Raw genomic sequence first — 23,809 nt, 5'->3', positions numbered from 1 at the left:
GCCCCTCGAAAGCCGGGGAGGCTTTTCGCGAGGAGGAGATCGCGATGGGAGGAATGCCGCAGGCGGCGGGCGGGGCAAAGGCCCCGGTTCCGTTGCTGAAGCTGGAGAATGTCTCCAAGGAATTTCCGGGCGTGAAGGCGCTTTCCGGCGTCAGTTTCGACCTGAGGCCCGGCGAGGTCCATGCGGTCTGCGGCGAAAACGGCGCGGGCAAATCGACATTGATGAAGATCATCAGCGGCGTCTACCAGCCGGATGGCGGCGCGATCCTGCTGAATGGCGAGCCGGTTCATTTTACCTCGACGCTGCAATCGGAAGCGGCGGGCATTGCCATCATCCATCAGGAACTCAATCTCGTCCCGCATCTGACGGTGGCGGAAAACATCTATCTGGCGCGCGAGCCACGGCGCGGCTTTCTCCTGGACCGGCGCAGGCTCCTGGCCGATGCCAGGCGCTGCCTTGACCGGTTGGGGGTGGACATCGATCCCGGTGCGCAGGTCCGCACGCTGTCGGTCGCCCAATGCCAGATGGTGGAGATTGCCAAGGCGCTGTCGCTGAATGCCCGCGTGCTGATCATGGATGAACCAACCTCGTCGCTGACCGAGCAGGAGGCACAGCTTCTCTTCAAGGTCATCCGCGACCTGAAGGCGGAAGGCACCGGCATCATCTATATCTCCCACCGGCTGGACGAGATGGCCGAGATCGTGGATCGGGTTACGGTGTTGCGCGATGGCCGCTACATTTCCACCGATGATTTCGCCCACATCACCATCGACCGGATCGTGGCGCAGATGGTGGGCCGCGCGCTGCAGGAGAAATTTCCCGAACCCACCCGCAAGCCCAGTGAAGAGGTGATCTTTTCGGTCTCGGGGCTCACCCGTCGCGGTGTCTTTGCCGATATCGGCTTTGAGATCCGGCGAGGCGAAATCCTCGGCTTTGCCGGACTGATGGGGGCTGGCCGCACCGAAGTGGCGCGGGCGATTTTCGGCGCCGACCCGCGCGAAAGCGGCAGCATCACGCTTGAAGGCCGCGAATTGGCCATCACCGATCCGCAAAGCGCCATCGAAGCCGGTCTTGCCTATCTTTCGGAAGACCGCAAGGCTGAGGGGCTGGCGGTGAAGATGCCGGTGGACGCCAATCTTGTCATGGCGCGGATGCCTGCGGTCAGCAACGGGCTCGGCATCATCGACCGGCAGCGCCATCAGGCGGTGAGCCAGCATTATGTCGATCTTCTCAACATCCGCACGCCCAGCCTCAGGCAGCCGGTTCGGCTGCTGTCGGGCGGCAATCAGCAGAAGATCATCATCGGCAAATGGCTGTTTCGTGAACCGCGCATCATGTTTTTCGACGAGCCGACGCGCGGCATCGATGTCGGCGCGAAATTCGCGATCTATCAGATCATGGATGAACTGGCGGCCAAGGGCATCGGTATCGTGCTCATCAGCTCCGAACTGCCGGAAATCCTCGGCATGACCGACCGGATTGCGGTGTTTCATGAGGGCCGGATCACCGCGACGCTGACAACCCGGGAAAGCTCGCAGGAAGACATCATGCTGTATGCGTCCGGCCGCCGCCGGCGCGGCGAACAGGGAGCCGATCATGGCTGACATCACCACGGGCAAACCCGCGCCGGAGGGCAGAGGAGCAGGACGGCTCAGCGACCGCCAGAAGGACCTGATCCAGAAATTCGCCGCCTTCGGAAGCCTTATTCTGCTGGCTGCGGTGTTTTCCTTCACCAGCAGCGCCTTCCTGACGGTCAATAACGGCATGACCATCGCGTTGCAGGTCACCTCCATCGCGCTGCTCGGCATCGGGGCCACCTATGTTATCATCACCGGCGGCATCGATCTGTCGGTGGGTTCCGTGCTGGCGCTGGCGGGGGTCGTTGCGGCCCTTGCCGTGAAGGAGCTTGACCTGCCGGTCTCGCTTGCCATGCTGCTCGGCATTCTCACGGGATCGCTCTGTGGTCTCATCAACGGCATCATCGTCACGCAATTGCGGCTTCCGCCCTTCATCGCAACGCTCGGCATGATGCTGATTGCCCGGGGCGTGGCCTTGCAGATCACCGGGGCGCGAGCCGTTTCGGGCCTCGGAGAAGCCTTTGGCGTGCTCGGCAACGGCTCGCTGTTCAGGGTCGAATCCATCGATGACCAAGGCTTTCCCGTCGTCAGCTTTCCCGGAATTCCCTATCCGGTGGTGCTGATGATCGTGATTGCGCTGATCGCCGCCTTCGTGCTCAATCGCACGGTGCTTGGCCGCTACATTTATGCCATCGGCTCGAATGGCGAAGCCGCACGGTTATCCGGCGTCAATGTTGCCCGCGTTACGGTCTTTACCTATGTGGTTTCCGGCACGCTGGCCGGGCTGACCGGCTGCGTGCTGATGTCCCGCCTCGTCACCGCCCAGCCAAACGAGGGCGTGGCCTATGAACTGGATGCCATTGCCAGCGCGGTGATCGGCGGCACGTCGCTGATCGGCGGCGTCGGCACGATCTCCGGCACCGCCATCGGCGCCTTCGTGATCGGCATCCTGCGCAATGGCCTCAACATGAACGGCGTCTCCGCCTTCACCCAACAGATCATCATCGGTCTCGTCATTCTGGTCACCGTCTGGATCGACCAGTTGCGCAACCGTCGCTAGAGCATTTTCAGGAAAAGTGGGAACCGGTTTTCCGCCCGGAAATGCGTAAAAACGAAAAGTTAGAGCGCCGATCTGATTCAATCAGATCGAAGAGTGCTCTGAACACCATCGGGAAGAGAGGAGACTTCCCCCGCCACGGACCCCGGCAGTGTCCGAACGATAAAGGAGGAGAGCATGCGTAAACTGGCATTGGCTTTGATGGCATCGGCAATGGCCCTTGCAGGAGCATCGGCGGCATCGGCGGGCGAGATTGCCGTCATCGTCAAAACGGTAAATTCCACCTTCTGGCAGAATGTGCAGAAGGGCGCGGATGCGGCCATCGGCAAGCAGAAGGGTCATAGCATGACCTTCCAGGGCCCAGCCGCCGAATCCGCCATTGCCGATCAAGTGAACATGGTGGAAAACGCCGTGAACCGGAAGGTCGACGCCATTCTGCTTGCGCCGTCCGATCCCGATGCGCTGGTGCCGGCGGTGAAGAAGGCCTGGGAGGCGCGCATCCCGGTGGTGATCATCGATTCCATGCTGGCGAAGGATGCGGAGAAATACTACCAGTCCTTCCTGGCCACCGATAACCGCAAGGCAGGCGAACTTGCCGCCAAGGCGCTGATCGACAAGGTCGGCACGGAAGGCAAGATTGCCGTCATGTCCTATGTGGCGGGCGCTGGTTCGGAAATCGGCCGTGTCGGCGGCTTTACCGATTACATCAAGGCCCATTCCAAGCTGCAGATCGTCGGCCCCTATTATTCGCAGTCCCAGATGGCGACCGCGCTGAACCAGACCACCGACGTGCTGGCCGCCAATGGCGATCTCAAGGGCATTTTCGGCGCGAATGAGCCGACAGCGATCGGCATGGGCCGCGCCATCAAGCAATCCGGCAAGGCCGGGAAAATCGTGGCGGTCGGCTTTGACGGCAATCAGGACCTGCAGGAATTCGTGAAGGACGGCACGCTGGAAGCAACCGTCGTGCAGGGCTCCTACCAGATGGGCGAAAAGGGCATCGAAACCCTCCTGAAGATCCTGAACAAGGAAAAGGTGGAGAAGTTCGTGGATACCGGCGTGGTGGTCGTCACCAAGCAGAATATCGACAAACCGGAAGCCAAAAACGTTCTTTACTGATTTGGAAAGCGCACGGTGGCGGCAGTTGCCGTGCGCATCCCAGGACATTTGACCGGACGGAAAATACCATGAAGGCCACACACAGGCGCAGACTGCGCAATCGCGACCTTTCCCTGACCGTGATGGGGCTTGGCTGCGCGCAAATGGGCAATCTCTATCGCTGGACCAGCCAGGAGGAGGCCCAGGGCGCGTTCGATGCGGCCTGGGAAGGCGGCATCCGCCTCTTCGATACCGCGCCCTTTTACGGCTATACCCGCTCCGAGCGGCGGCTGGGCACGATGATCACGGAAAAGCCGCGTGAGGAGTATGTGGTCTCCACCAAGGTCGGGCGGATCATGGTGCCGGATGACACGGTGGGCGCCGAGGAAGACAGCTTCGTGGCGCCCCTGCCCTTCCGCCCCGTCTACGATTACAGCCATGACGCGATCCTGCGCTCTTTTGAAGCAAGCCGTCAGCGGCTCGGCGTCTTCAGCCCTGATATTCTCTATGTCCACGACATCGGCCGCATGACCCATGGCGAGCGGCACGACCACTATTGGGCGCAACTGACCACCGGCGGCGGCTTCAAGGCACTGGGCGAATTGCGGGCGGCGGGTCTGGTCAAGGCCGTCGGTCTCGGCGTCAATGAATGGCAGGCGGTGTCGGAGGCGATGGATGTCTTCGATATCGATATCGCCATGCTGGCAGGCCGCTACACCCTGCTGGAACAGGACAGTCTGCCGCTGCTCGATCGCGCTGAAAAGGCAGGCGTCGGCATCGTGATTGCCGGGGCGTTCAACTCCGGCCTGCTGGCGGGAAACCGCAAGTTCAATTATGCGGATGCGCCCCAGCCCATGCTGGCCAAGGTGGCCGCCATCGAGACCGCCTGTACTGAGGCCGGCATTTCGCTGCAAGCGGCAGCGCTTGCCTTTCCGCTCCTGCATCCCGCCGTCGTCAGCGTCGTTTCCGGCGCGCGCACTGCGCAGCAGATCCGCGCCAATATCGGCTGGTTCGAGGAGGAAATTCCATCCTCCGTCTGGCAGGCCCTGAAAGAGCAGGGCATCATCGCCGCCGACGCACCGACGTCGTTTACAGCATCTGATGAGGTTGAACATGAGCAACACGCTTGAAGGCCGGATCGCGGTCGTGACGGCCGCAGGCCAGGGGATCGGCAGGGCCAGTGCGCTTGCCTTTGCCAAAGCCGGAGCCACCGTCTGGGCCACGGACATCAATGAAGAGACGCTGGCAAGCCTTTCCGGTGAGGCGGCGATCCACACGGCAAGGCTGGACGTAACGGACAAGGATGCGGTCTCCGCCTTCTTTGCCGCCACGGGTCGGGTCGATATTCTCTTTAATTGCGCGGGCGTGGTGCATGGCGGCACCGTGCTCGACGTAACGGAAAAGGATCTGAATTTCGCCTTCGACCTCAATGTCCGGGCGATGATCCACACGATCCAGGCAGCACTTCCCGGCATGCTGGAGCACAATGACGGGGCGATCATCAATATGTCCTCCGTCGCCTCCTCGGTGAAAGGCGTGCCCAATCGCTGCGCCTACAGCCTGACCAAGGCGGCCGTGATCGGCCTGACGAAATCCGTGGCCGCCGATTATGTCACCCGGGGCATTCGCTGCAACGCCATCTGCCCCGGTACGGTGGAAAGCCCTTCGCTGGAAGGGCGCATGCGCGCCCAGGGCAATTACGAGGAAGCGCGCGCCGCCTTCATCGCCCGCCAGCCCATGGGCAGGCTGGGCACGGCGGAGGAGATTGCCGATCTTGCCGTGCATCTGGCAGGCGCCACCTATACCACCGGCCAAGCCTATGCCATCGATGGCGGCTGGTCGATCTGATGACCTGATGGCGCTGCCATTTTTCCCGCAAGCGACATTGCTTTGAAAGGATAATTCCATGAAATTTCTTCGCCATGGTCCCGCAGGGGCCGAAAAGCCCGGCCTGCTGGCCGCAGACGGCACGATCCGCGATCTCTCCGGCCATGTGGCCGATCTTTCGGGGGCCGCCCTTTCACCGGAGGCGCTGGCAAAGCTTGGCGCGCTGGACGTGGACAGCCTGCCGGTGGTGAATGCCGCAACCCGGCTCGGCCCCTGCGTGGCGGGCACCGGCAAGTTCATCTGCATTGGCCTCAACTATTCCGACCATGCCGCGGAAACCGGCGCCACCGTGCCGCCGGAGCCGGTGATCTTCATGAAGGCAACGTCGGCCATCGTCGGGCCGAACGATGACGTTCTGATCCCGCGTGGCTCGGAAAAGACCGATTGGGAAGTGGAGCTCGCCATCGTCATCGGCAAGACGGCGAAATATGTCTCGGAAGCCGAGGCGCTGGACTATGTGGCAGGCTATTGCGTCAGCCATGACGTCTCCGAACGTGCATTCCAGACGGAGCGCTCCGGGCAGTGGACCAAGGGCAAGTCCTGCGACACCTTCGGCCCCATCGGCCCATGGCTGGTCACGAAGGACGAGATTGCCGATCCGCAAAACCTTGGCATGTGGCTGAAGGTCAATGGCCAGACCATGCAGGACGGCTCTTCCAGGACCATGGTCTATGGCGTGGCCTTCCTGGTGTCCTATCTCTCGCAATTCATGTCGCTGCATCCCGGCGATGTCATTTCCACCGGCACCCCGCCCGGCGTCGGCATGGGGTTGAAGCCGCCGCGCTATCTGAAGGACGGCGATGTGGTGGAACTGGGCATCGAAGGCCTCGGCACCCAGAAACAGACCTTCCGCGCTGACCGCTGAGACGAGAGCATTTCCAGGAAAAGCGGATCCCGGTTTTCCCTCCGGAAATTCTTGAACACAGAGAGTTAAAGCGCGTCCGGTCAACACCGTTTGCACAGCACAGGACGCAAAGCCTTCTTGGCTTTGCCGCCCCCTCATCCGGCCGCCGCCACCTTCTCCCCGCAGGGGAGAAGGTCCCGGCAGAGGGATGAGGGGGTGGCGGCACAGAAAAACCTGCGCGTCCTGTCCTGCACACCCATTCACCGGACGCGAAACCGGTTCCCACTTTGGCTGGGATTGCTTGAGGATAGAGCCATGACCCGCATCACCGATCTGACCGTCCATGACCTGCGTTTTCCCACCTCGGCAAGCCTGGATGGGTCGGACGCCATGAACCCCGATCCGGATTATTCCGCAGCCTATGTGATCCTCAACACGGACAGGCCGGGTCTTGCGGGCCATGGCCTCACCTTCACCATCGGGCGCGGCAACGATATCTGCTGCATGGCCATCGAAGCGCTCAGGCATCTGGTGGTGGGCGTGGATCTATCGGACATTCGCGCAGCCCCAGGCGCCTTCTGGCGCAAGCTGACCGGCGACAGCCAGTTGCGCTGGATCGGCCCCGACAAGGGCGCCATGCATCTGGCCACGGGTGCCGTGGTCAATGCGCTTTGGGATGCCATGGCCAAGGAAGCGGGCCTGCCGGTGTGGAAATTCATTGCCACCATGACGCCGGAGGAGATCGCCGATATCGTCGATTACCGCTATCTCACCGACGCGCTGACGCGGGACGAGGCGGTGGCACTGCTGACCAGGGCGGAAGCGGGCCGCGCCGAGCGCATCGCCACTCTGGAGCAGGAGGGCTATCCCTGCTACACCACCTCGGCGGGCTGGCTGGGCTATAACGACGCCAAGCTGCGGCGGCTGGCCGGTGAGGCAGTGGAACAGGGCTTCAACCACATCAAGATGAAGGTTGGCCGCGACCTTCAGGACGATATCCGCCGCCTGACCATTGCTCGCGAGGTGATCGGCCCGGATCGCTACCTGATGGTGGATGCCAATCAGGTCTGGGAGGTGAGCGAAGCGATCGACTGGATGAAGGCCCTTTCCTTCTGCAAGCCCTTCTTCATCGAGGAACCGACCAGCCCGGATGATGTGGCGGGCCATCGCAAGATCCGCGAGGCGATTGCCCCGATCAAGGTGGCAACCGGCGAGATGTGCCAGAACCGCATCATGTTCAAGCAATTCATCGTCGAAGGCGCCATCGATATCGTGCAGATCGATGCCTGCCGTATGGGCGGTCTCAACGAGGTGCTGGCGGTGCTGCTGCTGGCTGCCAAATATGGCAAGCCCGTCTGGCCGCATGCCGGGGGTGTCGGGCTTTGCGAATATGTGCAGCACCTGTCGATGATCGATTACATCGCCATTTCCGGCACGCGCGAGGGCCGCGTCATCGAATATGTCGATCATCTGCACGAGCATTTTCTCGATCCCTGCGTGATCGAAAACGCTGCCTATATGCCGCCTTCGCGCCCCGGCTTTTCCATCGAGATGAAACCGGCCTCCATCGAAACCTATGAATTCCAGGCAGGGGGCTGAGGATGAAGGCGCTTCTGTGCAGAGAACCGGGGGAATTGGCGCTGGTGGAACGGCCCGTGCCGGAGCGGCGTCAGGATGAGGTGCTGGTGCGCATCCGCCATGTGGGCATTTGCGGCACAGATTTTCACATCTATGCGGGCAACCAGCCCTTTCTCACCTATCCGCGCGTCATGGGCCACGAGCTTTCCGGCACGGTGGAAGAGGCCCCGCAAGGCAGTGCGCTGAAGCGGGGCGATCCGGTCTATATACAACCCTATCTGGCCTGCGGCGAATGCCGCGCCTGCGGCAAGGGGCTGACCAATGCCTGCCAGAGAATAGAGGTGCTGGGCGTGCACCGCGATGGCGGCATGGCGGACTATCTTGCCGTGCCGGAACGCAATGTGCTGCCCACCGGCGACATTGCGCTGATCGATGCGGCGATGATCGAGTTTCTTGCCATCGGCGCGCATGGCATCCGGCGCGGCGCGATCCGGCAAGGCGAGCGCGTATTGGTAACGGGCGCAGGCCCCATCGGCATGGCGGCCATCATCTTCGCCAAAGCGCGGGGCGCGGTGGTAACGGTCATGGATACCCGCCGCGACCGCCTGACCTTCAGCCTCGACCATTTGCAGGCCGATGAAGGCCTGCTGGCCGGCCCCGCCGCCGAAGCCGAGATCGCAAGGCTCACCGGCGGCGACGGCTTCGACATCGTCATCGACGCCACCGGCAATGCCGCCGCCATCGAACACGGCTTCCGCTTTCTGGGGCATGGCAGCCGCTACCTGCTGCTCTCCGTGGTGCGGCAGGACATTACCTTCTCCGACCCGGAATTTCACAAGCGCGAAGCCACGCTCCTTGCCAGCCGCAACGCCCAGCCCGAGGATTTTCAGGAGGTCATCCGTCAGATGCAGGCCGGCAAGGTCCCCACCCGGGCGCTGAACACCCACCAGGGCTCGCTCTCCGACGGGCCGGCCCTGTTCAAGGACTGGTCCCGCCCGGAAGCAGGCGTGATCAAGGGGATTTTGGAGCTGTGAGGGAAGCCCCGCGTGTGCGGGGAACACGTTGCCAGACGCATATGTCGGTCATTGTGGAGCGAGTGCCACTTTCGAAATCACGTCCAGAGAGTCCCGTGGGCGAGGTTGTCAAACCAAGTAGTTACCCTTATATTGGGATCAGATTAAATGTTTCAGAGCCAGACTAACCGGCGCACTCTATAATCCAGTTCAATAGATGAATGGGTCCAGATTGTGAGAGCTGTCTTGCCGTTTTGAGTGACCGCGCCTCATGACGACCATTAACGACTCGTTTCCGACAGTCGAACATGCGCAAAACAGATTCACGTTCGAACACCTTGTGCCGACATCCATATTCCTTGCTGGGCAGGGGGCTGGAGGGGCCGACATCAATATACGCATTTCCTATCAGACGCACGTATTCTCTCGGCGGCATGAAGGAGGATCCACTGCCTTTGCCTTGCAAGATGAGGCAGGACTTTTAAGGCAGTTTTGCGAGGAGCGTTACAAAAAATCTCTGACGCTTCCAGATATCTGCAAGAGGATGGTTGAGCATAATTACCTAACGTGGGAGTCTCTCGACAAAAATAAGGCAAGCAACCTTGCCGTTTCTGGCCCTGTCCTGACCTCTGGCCTTAATGATCTTGTTGTTTATTACCTTTTTCCGAGCAGGTCTGACGAACACAATGTCGAATTGGTGGTCAAAAGCGCCTATCAGAAAGAAATCGATTTCAACCACATCAAACGAAGGTATAACGTCCGCCAACTCATTAAAAAGGCTCACTTCCAACAAATAAGGGTGCCTTAGAAACAAAAAAGGCTCCCGACAGGAGCCTTTCCCATGGCGTTTCCGCCGAACGAGTGTGCCTTACCGTGGTGTACCGACCTCTAAGGGTGCACTTGCAACAGCGACCTTTCGGAAGCCTCGTTGTCTGCTGCTAAAAGCTATATAACTCGGCACGACGACTATTTCAAGACCAGTTCAGCCCCGCGTGTGCGGGGAACACCGAAGGGCGCTTCGGAACGGCTGGCGAACAGACGGTTCAGCCCCGCATGTGCGGGGAACACGGGTTATCTCGATCCCATACCCTTGCGCCTCACGGTTCAGCCCCGCATGTGCGGGGAACACCGGCACGGACTATCAAGGATGTCGGTGAAGAACGGTTCAGCCCCGCATGTGCGGGGAACACCCGCACGGCATGGCCTTTGCAAGCTCAGTCAGCGGTTCAGCCCCGCATGTGCGGGGAACACTCTTCCTCCCAACATATTGAAAAACATCATCATCTTCAATGTTCAAAAAACCTACCGAATTTTCGGTCGCAAAAAGCCCGGCTATGCGGGTCCGGGGGGTGGAAGGAAACGAGGCGGAAGCCGTCGAAATCGACGGGGACGCGGCGGTTGGCGCCGACGGTTTCGAAGGTGAAGCCCGCGTCGTTGGGGCTGGAATGGATCAGCACCGCATTGCCCTCACCAATGGCCGTCTTCACTTCGTCCCAGATCTTTTCGCGGGTGCGTTTGCCGTAATTGCCGACATAGATCCCGGCGCGCACTTCCAGAAGCCAGACGGCCAGGCGTCCGCGCAGGCGGGGCGGGGCATTTTCCACCACGATGGTCATCATCTTCCCTACCCCCTGTGACCGAGATCGCCGGAGGGCGGGCCATCGTCGAATTGCGGCGGCTGGGCGTCTTCGGGCGGCGCAGGCGGCGCTTCGCCTGCAGCGGCCAGCACGTCTTCGATGGCGGGGATGATCTTGCCCAGAAGCCCGCTGGCGCGGAAAACATCGCGGCAGGCGCGGCGCACCGCCCGGTCCGGCGGTTCTTCCAGCCTACCCTTTGCCGCCTTGCCGGCAATCTCGAAGGCCACCGGCACCACGGTTTCAAACTTGAAGAGATCGGCAATGTCATAGACGAAGGAGAGCGGCCTGCCCGTGTGCAGGAAGCCGATGGCGGGCGCATAGCCCGCCGCCAGCACCGCCGCTTCCGAAAGCCCGTGCAGGCAGGCGGTGGCGGCGGAAAGGCAGCGGTTGGGAATATCGGAAGCCTCCCAATCGCTGCGGTCATAGGCGCGGCGGTTCCATTCCACGCCGTGCCGTTCGGCCAGCAATTCATACATCTTGCGCACCCGCACGCCTTCGATGCCGCGCAACTGGTCGATGGAGCGGCGGGCGGGCGCTTCCTCGCCAAAGCGCAGTTCGAACATGCGGCGCACCACCTTGAGGCGGCTTGCCTCATCCAGCGCCAGCCGCGCCTGATAGAGCAACCGGTCGGCGCGAGCGCCGCCCGGCTGGCCGGAGGCGTAAAGCCGCACCCCCGCCTCCCCCACCCAGACCAGCAGCGTGCCCGCCCGCGCCGCCAAGGCGGCAGCGGCATGGCTGATGCGCGTGCCGGGCTCCAGCATCAGGCAGGCAAAACCGCCCACCGGGATGTGCGTGCGGATGCCGGTCTTGTCCACCACGACGAAAGCGCCGTCGATCACATCGATCTGCCCATATTCGATGAACAGGATGGAGGATCGCTCCTTCATCGGGATCGGCGCAGGCGGCGTGAGCCCCGGCATGCCGCCTTTCTGTCCCCCTGCCATGTCAGGCGCGCCGCAGAAGCATCAGTCCGTGGCCGAAGGCCCGCGCCCGCCCGAAGCCGCTGACCACCCGCGCCAGAAAGGCCTCCGGCTCTTCCACCCTCAGCACGCCGGAAAAATCGAGCCGGCTATGCACGGCGCGCTTTCGCCCGCGTTTGTCCATGCGGCGGCGATTTTCCGGATCGACGTCGAACTGTTCATAGCCGTCAATGGCCACGCCGTCGGGATCGGGCAGGCTGAAGCCGGATTTTTCAGCCTGCCGCGATAGCCAGGCAAGACCCTGCTCGCGGATCAGCCGTGGCCGCGCCTCGGCCCGTTCTGCGGCCGGAATGGCATGCAGCGCCCGCATCACCACATCATGCCTGCGGGTCTTGCGCTTGCCGTTCTCATCCTCCGAGGTCTGAACGGAGGGGTTGGCGCGCAGGGAAAAGCCCAGGCGGTCTCCTGCTTTCAACACCGGCGCGAAGGGCTTGGTGTCGAGGGTGAAGAGCCCCATCCGGTCTTCCGGCGCCTCGCGGGAGAGAATGATGAAGCCATCCTGCCCCGGACGCTGACCGGGCACGTCCATCTCGCGATAGAGAAAGGGGCGCTCGGTTGCGGTTTCAGAAAACAGCGTCCAGACGAGGCGGTGCGACAAGGCCATGCGCCGGTCCTGTTCGCCGGGAAAGAGGATCGGTCCCAGCCGCCGGAAATCGGCGGAAAGGCGCGCTCGCGTCAGATAAAACGAGCTCATGCCGCTGCCCCCGCTGTTTCAGGCGCGTGAAACACCCCGACCACCTCCTGCCGCAGGGCAAATTGCCAGCTTTGGCGCGAGCCCGTCAGGTCACGGCGCGTCTCGGTGTGAAGCCGGGTGATGGCACCCCAGCTTTCTTGCGGAAATTCGGCATCCAGCGCCACGTCGCGGCCGGGTTGCAGGCACGGCAATCCGGCCTGTTCCAGAGGCCCGGCCAAGTTGGCGTCATAGGTTGCGAACCCCTCGCTCACCGTCTCGGCGCTCACGGCGCGGGCGGCGAGCGGCGCGGAAAACGGGCAGGAGCGGCGTCCGGCAAACAGCGGAAAGGCGGGCCGGTTCAGCGCTTCGGCGAGCGCCTGCGGTCTGACGGTGAGCGCGGGTTTTGGCCAGATCAGCACGGTAAAGGCGACGTCCATCCAGTAATCCCGCCGCGAGACGATAGTGCCGAGCAGATCCTTGTCCGCCAGCTCCTGCCGCCGGGTGGCAAACGAGCGCTTGCGGCTTTGCGGCGGTGTCTGGGCGGTGTGAAAATCGGCCAGCGGCGGCCCGATGCGGTCGCTGCGCACCGCCATCAGAAAGCCTTGCGCCAGCACGGGTACGGCGGGGTCGTCACGGGTGAGGCCAAGGGCTGCGGCCAGAAGCCCGGCGATGCCGGAATGGGACGGACGCCGCCAACTGCCGCGCCGTTCCCCCACTTGCAGGTCGCCGAAGGCGGCCAGCGCCGCCTCCATGCGAAAGACGACAAGCTCAGCCATGGCTCATGCCTTTCCATCCGTCACGAAGGCGATGATTTCGGCGAGCGAGCCCTGACCGGTTTCGAAATCCATGATCGCATGCGTCATGTCGCCTTCGCCGTAAGCCTTGGCAAACTTGCCGCGCAGATCCAGCAATGCGGTCACCGAGGCTTGCAAGGCATCTTCGGCCTTGACGGGCCGGGCAAAGGCACCGGCCAGCGTGCGCGGCTGTTCGCTGCCCTTTTCCGCCAGAATGAAGGCGGCGCGGCCATGGGCGGCAAAACTGTTCTGCTTGCCGCCGGGCAGCACCTTGGCTGCCGCCTCCGTCAGCGCGGCCACGGCGGAAGCGGCTAGGGCCTCGTCCCCGCCCAGATTTTTCACCAGCTGGTTCTTGTCGATGCAGAGATAGAGATAGAAGACGCCGGAGCCATAACCGGCATTGCCGACAAAACCCGCGCCCGCATCTTCCTCGCCCCGGTTCAGGTCATCGACGGCGGTGTAATAATCATCCTCCACCACGACACGGTGGGTGGTGATGGCATGGGCCACCTGCACCGCCGCCTCGCGGTTGAAATCCGGATTATCGGCCAGCATGCGGCCAAACATGGCGATATCCACCGCCGTATCGGCGCGCTTCAGCACGTCCTGCGGAAATTTCTTCTCGTCCACCGCCTCGCCAGCGGCCAGCTTGTCCGCCAGTTGGAACGCCGCCTGCTTCTCCTCGGGCGAGATGAAAGCGAGCTGGCGGGTGTATAGCGCCTTCTTCTCGTCCTTTTCATCCTCCGCCTTGCCGAAAACGGTGATGACCTTGCGGGTCACCTCCTGCGCCTTTTCGGCAGCAATGCCCTGGTCCAGCAGATGTTTCTGCACCTCCTCGCCAAAGCGGCGGGTGCGGCTGCCGAGATGGCCGGCCATGGCCGTTTCGAACACGGTGGAGGTGCGCCAGGCGCGCTTGAGGCTTTGCGAAGACAGGCGAAGGCGCGGCTCGCCGCCGACAATCGCCGTCTTCGGCGCGCCGGTATCGTCACGGTTCAGGTTTGCGGGCGGCACGAAGGTGAGAAGATGCAGTTGCAGAAAGGTCGTCATGATAAAAGTCCCCGAAAGAAGTCATTACGTGGCGGCGGCGGGTGCGGCCATGCCAGCCTGGAAATAGTCGAAGGCGAAGCGGGTGCGGGTGGCATCCTCGTCCCAGGTCAGCATCAACAGGGCCAGGCTGCGCAGATCGGCGCGATGATCGTTGAGCGCCACGGCGCGGCGAAAATCGCGCACGATCTCCTCATCACCCCGCGCCTGCAGCAATTGCCGGAACCGCAGCGGATGCAGAGCAGGCGTCTCGCCCGCGCCCAGCGATGCACCGAAGGCGCGGTATTGGCCCGGCTCCCCCCGCTCTTCCTCCCGCACATGCGCCAGCACCAGCGCCACGCGCAGCGTCAAGGCCAGGCGTTTTTCGCGGAAATCGCCGCCCTCCCAGAGCCGCCGGTAAAGCGCATGCACGGCGGCAATCCGCGCGGCCTCGGCAAAGCCCGCCCGGCGCAGGCGCGCCAGCGAGGCGCGGTCTTCCTTGCTCTCCCCATGCCCGTGAAGATCACGCCACCATTCGGCGGCGATCCCCGCCCGGGCAGCGGCGGTCATTTTCTCTGTCTCCGTCACTTGCGGCCTCCTTTTGCCGTCCGCTTCGGTTCCGGGGCCATCAGGCCCAGGCTCTTATAGAGGGATTTGCCGGATGGCCCCGCCCCATGAAGGGCAGAGGCCAGCAGGCTTCGCGCCAGCACCAGCGCGCGCATGGCGTTGAGATCGTTGGCATTGACCATCACCGCATCCGCCCGCACATGGCGGTCGAAGATCGCAAGGGCTGCGGGGCGCAAGGTGTTTTCCAGCCATTCCGAGGCCAGAGAGGCGGCGGTTTCGGTGTCTTCCTCGGCCTCGTGACGGGCTTCGAACCGGGCGACGGCACTGGCCAGAAGCGCAAAAAACGCCCCTTCCGTCTCGGCCCAGAAGCTTTCGCGGATGACGTCCAGCTCCGCGCCATCGCCGCCTCGTGCGGCCTTCATCTGCGAGAGCATCAGCCGGGAAACCTCCGAGGCCGCCTCGACAAGGGCGGCCACCAGCCCTTCCAGCCGCGTCTGCTTTTGCTGGCTGGAGCAGAAAAACAGCGGCATTTCGGCCTCCACGAAGCCGCGCGCCTTCATATTGTCCATGTCGTAACCGCAAAGCCTGAGCCGCGTCTGCCCCTTGATGCGCGCCCCGGCCACGCGCACGCATTGCGCCGGTTCCCGCGTGCCATCGGCCCTGGACTGGGTGAAATTCGGCCAGTTGCGATAGGAAATGCTACCCGGCTGCGGATGCACAGGCAGGGGTTCGCTGCCCGGCTTGACGCGGTAAAACGGCGTGAGCGGATGCGGCACCGCCTGATAATTCACCCCATAGGGTCGGGTGCGGTAGCTGCGCAAAATGACGTCATCGACAATGCCCGTCAGCGCGCAGGGCAGGCCATCCCTGTTCGGTTCGAAATCCAGCCGGATCCGGCGTGGCATGCCCCAGAAGCATTGGGCGGGGTGCATATCGTTGAAGGTGGTTTCGACGCCGCCCTTGTCGGAGATGCGGGTGGGACCCAGCCAGGGAAATGTCTTTTGCGGCTTATCCAGCGGAGCCCCCACGGCATCCATGTCGAACAGCGGCACGACATTCAGCCACAACAGATGCCACAGCGTTTGCCGCCCGGCATCCGCCTGCGGCGGCAGAACCAGCGTGGTGAGCGGCCCGCCGCCGCGAAGCCCGGTGCGATGCCCCGCCCCGCCGGAGGGCGCAAAGCTTTGCAGCGCATAAAGCGCAATGGCCGCGGCCTTGCGCGACAGGACGGTGACCCCGCCCCGCTTGACGAAGAGATCGGCATTGTTCTTCTCGGTATTGGCGCCCGGCTGCTCGATCAAGAGGCCCGAAACCGGGGAGGTTTCTGTGCCGAGATCGCCGCCATCCTGCAGGAAACGCGGCCCCTCGCCATCGAGATCGAAGGCCCGCTCGAAAGCGGCAAACCCCTCCGCCAGCACCTGCGGCGAAGGCGGCGCATTCCACCAGCGCGCCCACGCGGAATTGCCCTCAGGACAAAAGACGGTGGTCAGCAGGCCGACCAGAAACTCCATCCCCGCCGCCCGAAAATCCGCCCGCGGCCAGGCCAGATCGACAATCGCATCCCCGCCGATCCCCTCCGTCAAACCGGCAGGCGCAATCTCCCTCATACGGCCACAGGCCGTCACCACGGGAATCCACGGATCCCGCAACAGATTGAACACAGACATGAAAAGAACCCCACGCGACAAAGAGAATTTGCCGCCCCAAAAAATTACGCGGTAGGAACTGCGTAAACGCTCATTCCCTGCTGGCCGAAGGACGTTCGCGGAGCTTTTGCAAAGGCCGAGCGTTCATCAGACAAGAGATTAAACTCAAATATTCAACCATAACGAATAGGTAGAAAAACCTCCTCAGGTTGTCAATTTCAACGAAAGACAACTCTCTGCGTTTTTCAGGTTCTTTTGGGTTTCTCAAAAGAAAAATGCCGCAGTCCAGGTAAGAGGGAACTGCGGCCAGCATGCAAAAAATTGAATATTTTTAAGTTTAAGATCTGCGCATGGATCAGGCTGAACCTGACCGAAGGCCGCGTTCCGCGACCTTCGATTCCGGCGGAACGTCTTCTGTTACGCCCGGTAGCGCAGTTTCTGCGGGACGGCCCTTGTGCCCTCTGCCACAGCAGCAGGCTGAGACCTGCCGGTGCTGAAACGGCCCACCAGGGTGAAGAGGCCATCGGCCTCCTGGGCCAGCGAATGGCTGGCGGCGGTGGACTGTTCCACCATGGCGGCGTTCTGCTGGGTGCCCTGATCCATCTGCGAAACCGCGAGATTGATTTCCTTGATACCGATGGATTGCTCGCGCGAGGCTTCGACGATGGACGTGACGTTGACGCTGATATCCTTGACCTGCGCCACGATGCGGCTCAGCGCTTCACCGGTTTCGCCAACCAGATTGACCCCGTTGGCAACATGCTCGCCGGATTTGGCGATCAGGGTCTTGATATCCTTGGCGGCGCTGGCGGAGCGTTGCGCCAGTTCGCGCACTTCCTGCGCCACCACGGCAAAGCCCTTGCCGGCCTCACCGGCGCGCGCGGCCTCCACCCCGGCATTCAGCGCCAGAAGGTTGGTCTGGAAGGCGATTTCGTCAATCACGCCGATGATGTTGGAAATCTCGCTGGACGAGGCTTCGATGGCGTTCATGGCGGCGATGGCGCGAGTTACCACCGTGCCGGAATGCTCGGCATTGTCGCGGGTGGCATTGACCAGACGTCCGGCCTCTTCGGCGCGGCGGCTGGTATCGGCGACGGTGGTGGTGATCTGCTCCAGCGCCGCTGCGGTTTCCTCCACCGAGGCCGCCTGCTGCTCGGTGCGCTTGGCAAGGTCATCGGCAGCGCTTCTGATCTGGCTGGAGCCGGCGGCGATGGCCTGGGCATTGCCGCTGACGGCGATGATCGTATCTTCAAGCCGCTCGATTGCACCGTTGAAATCGACGCGGATCTTGTCCAGACGAGCGGCGAAGCCATCCTTGATGCGGTAATTCAGGCGGCCATCCGCCAGCGCGCCAAGGCCGCTGGCCAGCGTATCGACGGCAAACTGAACCTCTGCCGCCTCTTCCGCCTGACGGCGCTCCCGCTCCAGCCGCTCCTGCTCGGAGAGGGAACGATTGGCTTCGGCTTCGGCCGCGAGCCGCAGCCTTTCCTGCGCATTGCTGCGGAAGACGGCGACGGAGCGGACCATATCACCGATTTCGCTCTCATCCGGCGTGACATCCAGCGCGGCATCGGCCTGCCCGGCGGCAAGCTGCCGCATGGTGCCGACGATGCGGCTGACCGGGCGGGTGATGGACCGGGTGACGATGCTGGCGAGAAGGGCCACGAGCGCCAGCACCCCGAGGGAAACCAGCAGCGACAGGATCAGCCCGTTCTGCTCGGCCTCAGCCTTCGCGGAGGCAAAGGCGGTGAGATCCGCGCCGGTCTTGTCCTCCACCGTTTTCAGGGCATTGATGCGGTTGGTGGTGGCCTTGTACCAGTCCTCGCCCTTTACATCGGCCAGCGAGCCGCCAAAGGGGCTTTTCAGCGCCACGGCGCGCTGGCTTTCCACCAGCCTGCCGGCATCGCCCGTCAATGCATCCTGCAGGGCAGCCCGCTGCTCTGCCGTCGCATAGCTGTTGAAATTCGCGAAATAGGTGGACTGCATGGCCCCGAACCGCACGAACTGCTGATAGCTCTCGGGGCTGAACGCGCCGGTGGTAAAGGCTGCGGTGCCAATTGTCCGCTCCTGGCCTGCCCGCTCCTTGCCCTGCAACAGCGAGGAATAGGCGACGATGCGGTTTGAAATCTGGCTGTCGGTGGCCAGCGTGCTCATGGAATCGATCAGCTTGATCAGGCTGGCGATGGTATCGGCAAAATAGGCTGCGACATCCGGCACGGTGGCCTTGAGCGAGGAAACGTCATTTCGCATGGCCTGCAGCCTATCCAGCCTGGCCTGGGCCTGAAGCGCAAGTTCCGTCAGGGCCGGGCCGCCGAGGCTGGCATTGGTGCTCAGGTGCAGTTTTGCAAAATTCTGGATCGCGGCATCCGTAAGAGCGCGCTGCTTTTCCAGAAGCGGGCCGAACTCGCCCTGCCCCTTGGCGCCGATGAAACCGGCGGAAGCGCCACGCTCCTTCTGCACCTCATGCACCAGCCCGCCGATAACCGGCGCCATGGCCGAGACTTCCGCCACCGATTGCGCCTGCGATGCCATTTCCAGACGCTTGACATTGTCCTGCAAAACCGCCCCCACCAAAGCAAGGCTTGGAATGGCCGCCACGATGACAATGCGGGTGCTGATTTTCATATTGCCAATAAGACTCAACGCAATTCTCACTTCCTGAAATTCTGCCAGCAACCCCGGACACTGCGTTGAGGTTTGACAAATGATAACGCGAACATCAGCCATAGGGGCCAACCGGTTGAGATTTGATTAGCGTGATTATAAAATAAGCAGATATCTGCATAAAAAATCAGCAATCTTAGCGGGCGTGATGAGGAGGCATGCACGCCGGAAGGTGAGCGGCGTGGACGGTTTTGAGCCTGGGCACGCTGTTCTGGGGAAGGTGTGCGCGGTGGCTCAGGATTTAGCCCCGCAGATGCGGGGAACACGAAAACCCGGTACTCCCAGCGGTCAAAATGACCGGTTCAGCCCCGCGTATGCGGGGAACACTCTTCCAGATAACATACTGAAAGATATCGTCTTCTTCAATTGTCAAAAAACCTACCGATTTTTCGGTGTCGATTTCGCTGCTTCTGCTGGGTTGGCAGAAGGAGGCGGTGAAGGTTAGTGGAATTCGTTCAGGGCGTGGCGGGCAAGCCGGTTTGGGGGAAAGTCAGGCCGGTTTCACAGTCGTAACGGGCTTCGATCTCCTGGCCTTTCGGGGTTTTCAGCAGTAGACGGGCTTCGGGCTGATCCTTTGCGGGGAGGACGGGCAGAAGCACGGCGCGTTCCCAGTCTGCCCAGGTGCTTTCCATGTGCAGGGCGGCCTGTTCGATCTCCGGCGGGTAGGCGCCACGGGCATTGGCCCTGCCGCTGGCGAGCGAGACTTCCGAGAGCGCCCAAAGACGTTCCACGTCCTGCCGGGTCTGATCGGGGGCGAGGTTACCGGCCCAGGGCTCAAGCGTTTCGCCGGTCCAGCGGGCCAGGCGGAAGATCGTTCTTTCCGGGCCAAGCCGGGTTGGAATGCGGACCTCGGCGTGCCAGAGGCTGCTTGAGGCGCCGTAGCCCTTCTTGCGGTCCAACACGTTGAAGCGGCCGAGCGAGGTGTCGGCCTGGCTTTCGCCTTCAGCCACGCGGCGGCGGCCTTCCAGGCCCTTTGGGCTGTCGTCCAGCGCGCCTTCGCTATAGACCTGTTCCACCAGATGGCGCACGCCCTCCGGCGAGCGGATTTCGCCGGTCTTGAACAGCACGCGTGCCGATTTCCAGATCAGCGCGTGGTTGGCATAGACATAGGAGGTGCCGGGCAGGCTGCCGGAGAGCCATTGCGGCCCGGCCTCCTCCACCGGCAGCGGCGAGACCACCAGCATCTGCCGCTGCTGAAGCGGGCGCGTGGGACGGGCGTGCCGCCACAGGCGGCCTGCGCGCTGGATCAGCATATCGATGGGCGCGATGTCACTCACCAGAAGGTCGAAATCGAGATCCAGCGATTGTTCGATGACCTGCATGGCCACCAGCACCCGCCCCCGGCGCTGCTCAGGCGTGGAGCCGCGACCGAAAAGGGCCATGGCGCGGGCCTCCCTGGCCTGCCGGTCAGCCATGGCGAAACGGGCGTGAAACACCTCCGCCGCCAAGCCCATGGCCTGCAAGCTGCGGCAGGCTTCCAAAGCGTCATCCACGGTATTGCGCACCCAGGCCACCGCTGCGCCCTGCTCCGCCGCTTTGGCGATGGCGGCATAGGCCGCCGCCGGGTCTTCCAGCCTGCGCACCGCCACAGACCGGCAGAGATCGGCCCGCGCCGCCACATCCGAGGTCCGCGCCGCGCCCGAGGCCGTCACCATGCTGCAGAGCGGATAATGCGGCAGCGGCGATGCGGGTGATGGCGCAAGCTTTCCCCGCATGCCGCAGCCAAGGCGCCAGGCGGTGACCAGCCGGGTGCGGATCACCTCCGGCAAGGTGGCGGAAAGTGCAATGACGGAACCGCCATTGGCGGCCTGGAATTCCACCAGCCGCGCCAGTTCCACACCCTCATAGGCGTCATAACTGTGCACTTCATCGATGATCAGCATTTTGCGGGAAAGACCAAGCTGGCGCAGCGCCGCGAATTTTGCGGGCAGCACGGCCAGAAAGGCCTGATCGACAGTGCCCGCCCCGGCATCGGCAAAAAAGGCGCGGCGGCGATCGCTGGCAATCCATTGGGCGCAGACGGCCTCAGCCGCATCGTCATCCTCATAGGCCGGGGCTGCCGCCTCCATGGGCAAAACGCTGCCGCCAAACCCCTCATGCAGATGCGCCGCGCCGTGGGAGAGCGCCAGCGAGGGCTGTTCCAAGCGGTGAAACAGCCGCCGGTATACCGCGCCCAGCCGCTGATACATGGCATTGGCGGTGGCCATGGTGGGCAGTGCCACGTAGATGCCATCCGCCGCCCCGGCCAGCATCAACCGATGCGCCAGGATGAGGGCGGATTCTGTCTTGCCGCCGCCGGTGATGTCCTCGATCATGGTGAAACAGGCTTCACCGCGCTCCGGCAGTTCGATTGTTTCCATCAGCGCCTGCATGGCGGCAGGCGGAAAATCGAGCCCGGTCAGCGCGTGAAAGCCGGTCGCTTCGTTCAACCGCTTGCGACCAAGACCCGCCGCCGCCAGCGCCTGCCGGGCGCGCGGCACGGCAAAATCCTGCCAATATGCCGCAAGGGAATGGATGGGCGGGATGAAGGTGAAATGATGCTGGTCCGAGCCGATCCAATCCGCCAGATTGATGAAGCCCGCCAATTGCCAGGAGAGCGCGCTGGCCTCAACATCATCCAACTCGCCTTCGAGCATAAAAGCGCCTGCAAGCGGCAAGGCCTCCCGCGCAAAGGCCTCTGCTGCCGTTAGCGCCGCCCGGCCAATATGGTCGGCATGGACAAATTCCAGACCGCCCACGTCTACCGGGCGTCCGTGGTGCCCGCCAACGGCATGGAGGATGACCGGCATGGCATGTTCATCGATGCCGGGCGCCAGCGCCTTCAGCAGGGGCGCAAGCGGCCCTTTGTTCAGCATCCACAAGCCGGTGAACGTATGATCGCCGGGCGGGGCATCCTGCCCCGGACGCCGCAGCGTGGCGGGAAACAGCGCCGGCACCTTGAACTGAAAGCCGCGCGCGAATTTGCCGATATCATGCAGCAATGCCAGCGCCACGATGAAACGGCCTGCTGCCTGGCTATCCCCTGCCCCGGCAAGCCGCCGGACCAGATTGGGAAACAGCGGCAGCAGGCCTTGGGCCACCGCCGCCACATCCAGCGAATGATAGGCCAGCGGGTGCCAGCCGATCTCGTCTTCGCCCTGTTCCGCGCCGGGCTCATCACCCGGCGCAAGGGTTTTACGCCGGGCCTTGCCCCAGAATTGCAAAAAATCCGGCACCGCCGTCATCATCACGCCCCACGCTCACGACAGCACCCTATGAGCACAGGAAATGCGGCAATACAACCTAGTCTTCGAAGCTTTCCTTGGTATCGGCCTTGCCCTTGACCCAATAGCCCGCGGCTTTCAGCCAGGGGCGCGGATGCTGGCGCTCCTCCAGAAAATGCGCGCGAATGGCCTTGGTCACGGCCCCTTCCGCCGCGATCCACACGAAGGTGCCGGGCTGAAGCGGCAGATTTTTGAGCGCTGCCAGAAAGGGAGCGGCATCGGTGGGATCGCTTCGATGCAGCCATTGGGCGGTCAGCGTGGCTTTCGTCTCGAAGGATTGTTCATCGGCAGGTCCGGGCACGGCAATCACGGTGGTCACGGGCGTGCCGGGCGGCAATTCCTCCAGCCTGCGGCCAATGGCAGGCAGCGCGGTTTCATCGCCCACCAGCAACCAGGCCGGAACCGGCCCGGCAATGACCGCCGAGCCACGCGGGCCGCCGATTTGAATTTTATCCCCGGGGCGGGCCTGCACGGCCCATTCCGTGGCCGGCCCGGCATCATGCACGGCAAAATCCAGCAGAAGACGGCCCGTTTCCGGCTCATAGCGACGCGGCGTATATTCCCGCATCACCATCTCGCCCGTCGCATCCGGCACGAAGATCTTGATATGGTCATCAGGGGAAGCAGAGACGAAGCCCTGCAATTCCTCGCCGCCCAGCGCCAGACGGATCATGTTCGGGGTCAATCGCTCGGTGGACAGCACGGTCAACTGGCGGCGGCGCAATTCATGACGCACGCGCTCGATGCGCGGCGGCTCCAACGTGGCCACGGTCTCGGCCACACTCGTTTCGGTTTTCATCTCGTGTTTTATCCTGTTCGTTGAAATCTGCCGGGCGGCCTCCCGCAGGATCGCGGCAATCTGCTCGATCTCCTGCGGCGTGACGTCCGGTCCGCGTACACTGCTGCGCAAGGCGGCTTTCACCTCATCCATGGCCTGAATGATCGGCGGCGGCGCATTATGCCGACCGCCAAGCTTGCGCCCCTTTGCCCGCAGACAGTGCACGGTGGCGTGATTGGCAGAGAGAAAAGCCTCCCCCTCCGGGGTGATGGCATAGCTCTTGCGCGCGCCCTCCCCCACGACGGGCCGGGCAAATCCCTGATCCCGCAGCCAGGCAAGCGTGGGATACAACACGCCCGGACTGGGGCTGTACCCCCCGCCAAAACAGGCCGATACCGCCTGAATCAACTCATAACCATGGCTGGGACGCTCCGCGATGAGCGCAAGGATCAACAGCCGCAACTCCCCATAATCCAAAGGCCGGCCACGAGGGCGACCCCTGTGCTCGCGATCCGGGTGGGTGTCTTGGCGGTGAGGCGGGGCGTGTTCATCTTCTGTCATGGCGGGAAAGATAGATTCCGATAGATCGGAAATCAAGATATATCGGGATTTTATTTGGGGGAGGAGGGAAGGCCCCGCTTATGCGGGGAACACAGGTAGATTGCCTGATCGTTTTCGATCCCGATCGGTTCAGCCCCGCGTGTGCGGGGAACACTCGGTTCCGCCCGCC

The 23,809-nt window shown here is 62.9% G+C and carries 19 protein-coding genes and 1 CRISPR repeat array; of the genes, 9 read left to right on the top strand and 10 right to left on the bottom strand.

Translation table 11 applies throughout. From position 1 onward, the window contains the following. The first annotated feature begins 44 nt into the window (after window positions 1-44). From QO005_RS10270 to QO005_RS10230, 9 genes are all read left to right on the top strand, one after another. Window positions 45-1,604 carry a sugar ABC transporter ATP-binding protein gene (locus tag QO005_RS10270; RefSeq protein WP_307157926.1) on the top strand — a complete coding sequence of 520 codons (1,560 nt, stop codon included), beginning with the start codon at window positions 45-47 and terminating at the stop codon, window positions 1,602-1,604. Beyond that, window positions 1,597-2,637, top strand: a complete 1,041-nt coding sequence (locus QO005_RS10265) for an ABC transporter permease (RefSeq protein ID WP_307157925.1) — start codon at window positions 1,597-1,599, stop codon at window positions 2,635-2,637. The genes QO005_RS10270 and QO005_RS10265 overlap by 8 nt, the downstream gene beginning before the upstream one ends. Window positions 2,638-2,811: 174 nt before the next feature. Further along, on the top strand, window positions 2,812-3,753 hold the full coding sequence (locus tag QO005_RS10260; protein ID WP_307157924.1) for an ABC transporter substrate-binding protein: 942 nt from the start codon (window positions 2,812-2,814) through the stop codon (window positions 3,751-3,753). A gap of 68 nt (window positions 3,754-3,821) precedes the next feature. Then, window positions 3,822-4,862: an aldo/keto reductase gene (locus QO005_RS10255; RefSeq protein WP_307157923.1), complete on the top strand. Its 1,041-nt coding sequence runs from the start codon at window positions 3,822-3,824 to the stop codon at window positions 4,860-4,862. Continuing rightward, on the top strand, window positions 4,846-5,580 hold the full coding sequence (locus tag QO005_RS10250; protein WP_307157922.1) for an SDR family oxidoreductase: 735 nt from the start codon (window positions 4,846-4,848) through the stop codon (window positions 5,578-5,580). The genes QO005_RS10255 and QO005_RS10250 overlap by 17 nt, the downstream gene beginning before the upstream one ends. Window positions 5,581-5,638: 58 nt before the next feature. Further along, window positions 5,639-6,484 (top strand): fumarylacetoacetate hydrolase family protein, encoded by an 846-nt coding sequence (locus QO005_RS10245; protein ID WP_307157920.1) that lies wholly within the window; start codon window positions 5,639-5,641, stop codon window positions 6,482-6,484. A gap of 294 nt (window positions 6,485-6,778) precedes the next feature. Further along, complete coding sequence (locus QO005_RS10240; protein ID WP_307157919.1) at window positions 6,779-8,062, top strand: L-fuconate dehydratase; 1,284 nt, start codon at window positions 6,779-6,781, stop codon at window positions 8,060-8,062. Window positions 8,063-8,064: 2 nt separating this feature from the next. Next, complete coding sequence (locus QO005_RS10235) at window positions 8,065-9,075, top strand: zinc-binding alcohol dehydrogenase family protein (RefSeq protein WP_307157918.1); 1,011 nt, start codon at window positions 8,065-8,067, stop codon at window positions 9,073-9,075. A 250-nt stretch (window positions 9,076-9,325) separates the two neighbouring features. Further along, window positions 9,326-9,862: a YjaZ family protein gene (locus tag QO005_RS10230; protein WP_307157917.1), complete on the top strand. Its 537-nt coding sequence runs from the start codon at window positions 9,326-9,328 to the stop codon at window positions 9,860-9,862. A 170-nt stretch (window positions 9,863-10,032) separates the two neighbouring features. Then, a CRISPR array of direct repeats spans window positions 10,033-10,305; the repeat unit is 29 nt; unit sequence CGGTTCAGCCCCGCATGTGCGGGGAACAC. Between the two features lie 35 nt (window positions 10,306-10,340). On the opposite strand, the gene cas2e is transcribed toward QO005_RS10230, so the two are convergent. The 10 genes from cas2e to QO005_RS10180 all read right to left on the bottom strand — a co-directional run bounded on the left by cas2e (window position 10,341) and on the right by QO005_RS10180 (window position 23,532). Then, window positions 10,341-10,673 carry a type I-E CRISPR-associated endoribonuclease Cas2e gene (gene cas2e, locus QO005_RS10225; RefSeq protein ID WP_307157916.1) on the bottom strand — a complete coding sequence of 111 codons (333 nt, stop codon included), beginning with the start codon at window positions 10,671-10,673 and terminating at the stop codon, window positions 10,341-10,343. A 5-nt stretch (window positions 10,674-10,678) separates the two neighbouring features. Next, a complete protein-coding gene (gene cas1e / locus QO005_RS10220) occupies window positions 10,679-11,635 on the bottom strand; it encodes a type I-E CRISPR-associated endonuclease Cas1e (RefSeq protein ID WP_307157915.1) in 957 nt (318 codons plus the stop codon). Between the two features lies 1 nt (window position 11,636). Further along, window positions 11,637-12,365 carry a type I-E CRISPR-associated protein Cas6/Cse3/CasE gene (gene cas6e / locus QO005_RS10215; RefSeq protein WP_307157914.1) on the bottom strand — a complete coding sequence of 243 codons (729 nt, stop codon included), beginning with the start codon at window positions 12,363-12,365 and terminating at the stop codon, window positions 11,637-11,639. Then, window positions 12,362-13,120 carry a type I-E CRISPR-associated protein Cas5/CasD gene (gene cas5e / locus QO005_RS10210; protein WP_307157913.1) on the bottom strand — a complete coding sequence of 253 codons (759 nt, stop codon included), beginning with the start codon at window positions 13,118-13,120 and terminating at the stop codon, window positions 12,362-12,364. Before cas5e ends, cas6e begins: the two co-directional genes overlap by 4 nt. Before the next feature lie 3 nt (window positions 13,121-13,123). Further along, the gene (cas7e, locus tag QO005_RS10205; protein WP_307157911.1) at window positions 13,124-14,185 is read right to left on the bottom strand and encodes a type I-E CRISPR-associated protein Cas7/Cse4/CasC; all 1,062 of its coding nucleotides are present in this window, start codon (window positions 14,183-14,185) and stop codon (window positions 13,124-13,126) included. A 24-nt stretch (window positions 14,186-14,209) separates the two neighbouring features. Then, window positions 14,210-14,749, bottom strand: a complete 540-nt coding sequence (gene casB / locus QO005_RS10200; RefSeq protein WP_307157910.1) for a type I-E CRISPR-associated protein Cse2/CasB — start codon at window positions 14,747-14,749, stop codon at window positions 14,210-14,212. Next, window positions 14,746-16,395 (bottom strand): type I-E CRISPR-associated protein Cse1/CasA, encoded by a 1,650-nt coding sequence (gene casA / locus QO005_RS10195; RefSeq protein WP_307157909.1) that lies wholly within the window; start codon window positions 16,393-16,395, stop codon window positions 14,746-14,748. Before casA ends, casB begins: the two co-directional genes overlap by 4 nt. A gap of 396 nt (window positions 16,396-16,791) precedes the next feature. Beyond that, window positions 16,792-18,999 carry a methyl-accepting chemotaxis protein gene (locus QO005_RS10190; RefSeq protein WP_307157908.1) on the bottom strand — a complete coding sequence of 736 codons (2,208 nt, stop codon included), beginning with the start codon at window positions 18,997-18,999 and terminating at the stop codon, window positions 16,792-16,794. Window positions 19,000-19,493: 494 nt separating this feature from the next. Then, window positions 19,494-22,265: a CRISPR-associated helicase Cas3' gene (gene cas3, locus QO005_RS10185; protein ID WP_307158074.1), complete on the bottom strand. Its 2,772-nt coding sequence runs from the start codon at window positions 22,263-22,265 to the stop codon at window positions 19,494-19,496. A gap of 55 nt (window positions 22,266-22,320) precedes the next feature. Further along, a complete protein-coding gene (locus tag QO005_RS10180) occupies window positions 22,321-23,532 on the bottom strand; it encodes an SIP domain-containing protein (protein ID WP_307157907.1) in 1,212 nt (403 codons plus the stop codon). Window positions 23,533-23,809 lie beyond the last annotated feature (277 nt).

Origin of the sequence: Allorhizobium paknamense (genome assembly GCF_030815125.1) — a bacterium.
GTDB classification, from domain to species: domain Bacteria; phylum Pseudomonadota; class Alphaproteobacteria; order Rhizobiales; family Rhizobiaceae; genus Allorhizobium; species Allorhizobium paknamense.
This window is presented reverse-complemented; position numbering and strand designations above follow the sequence as displayed.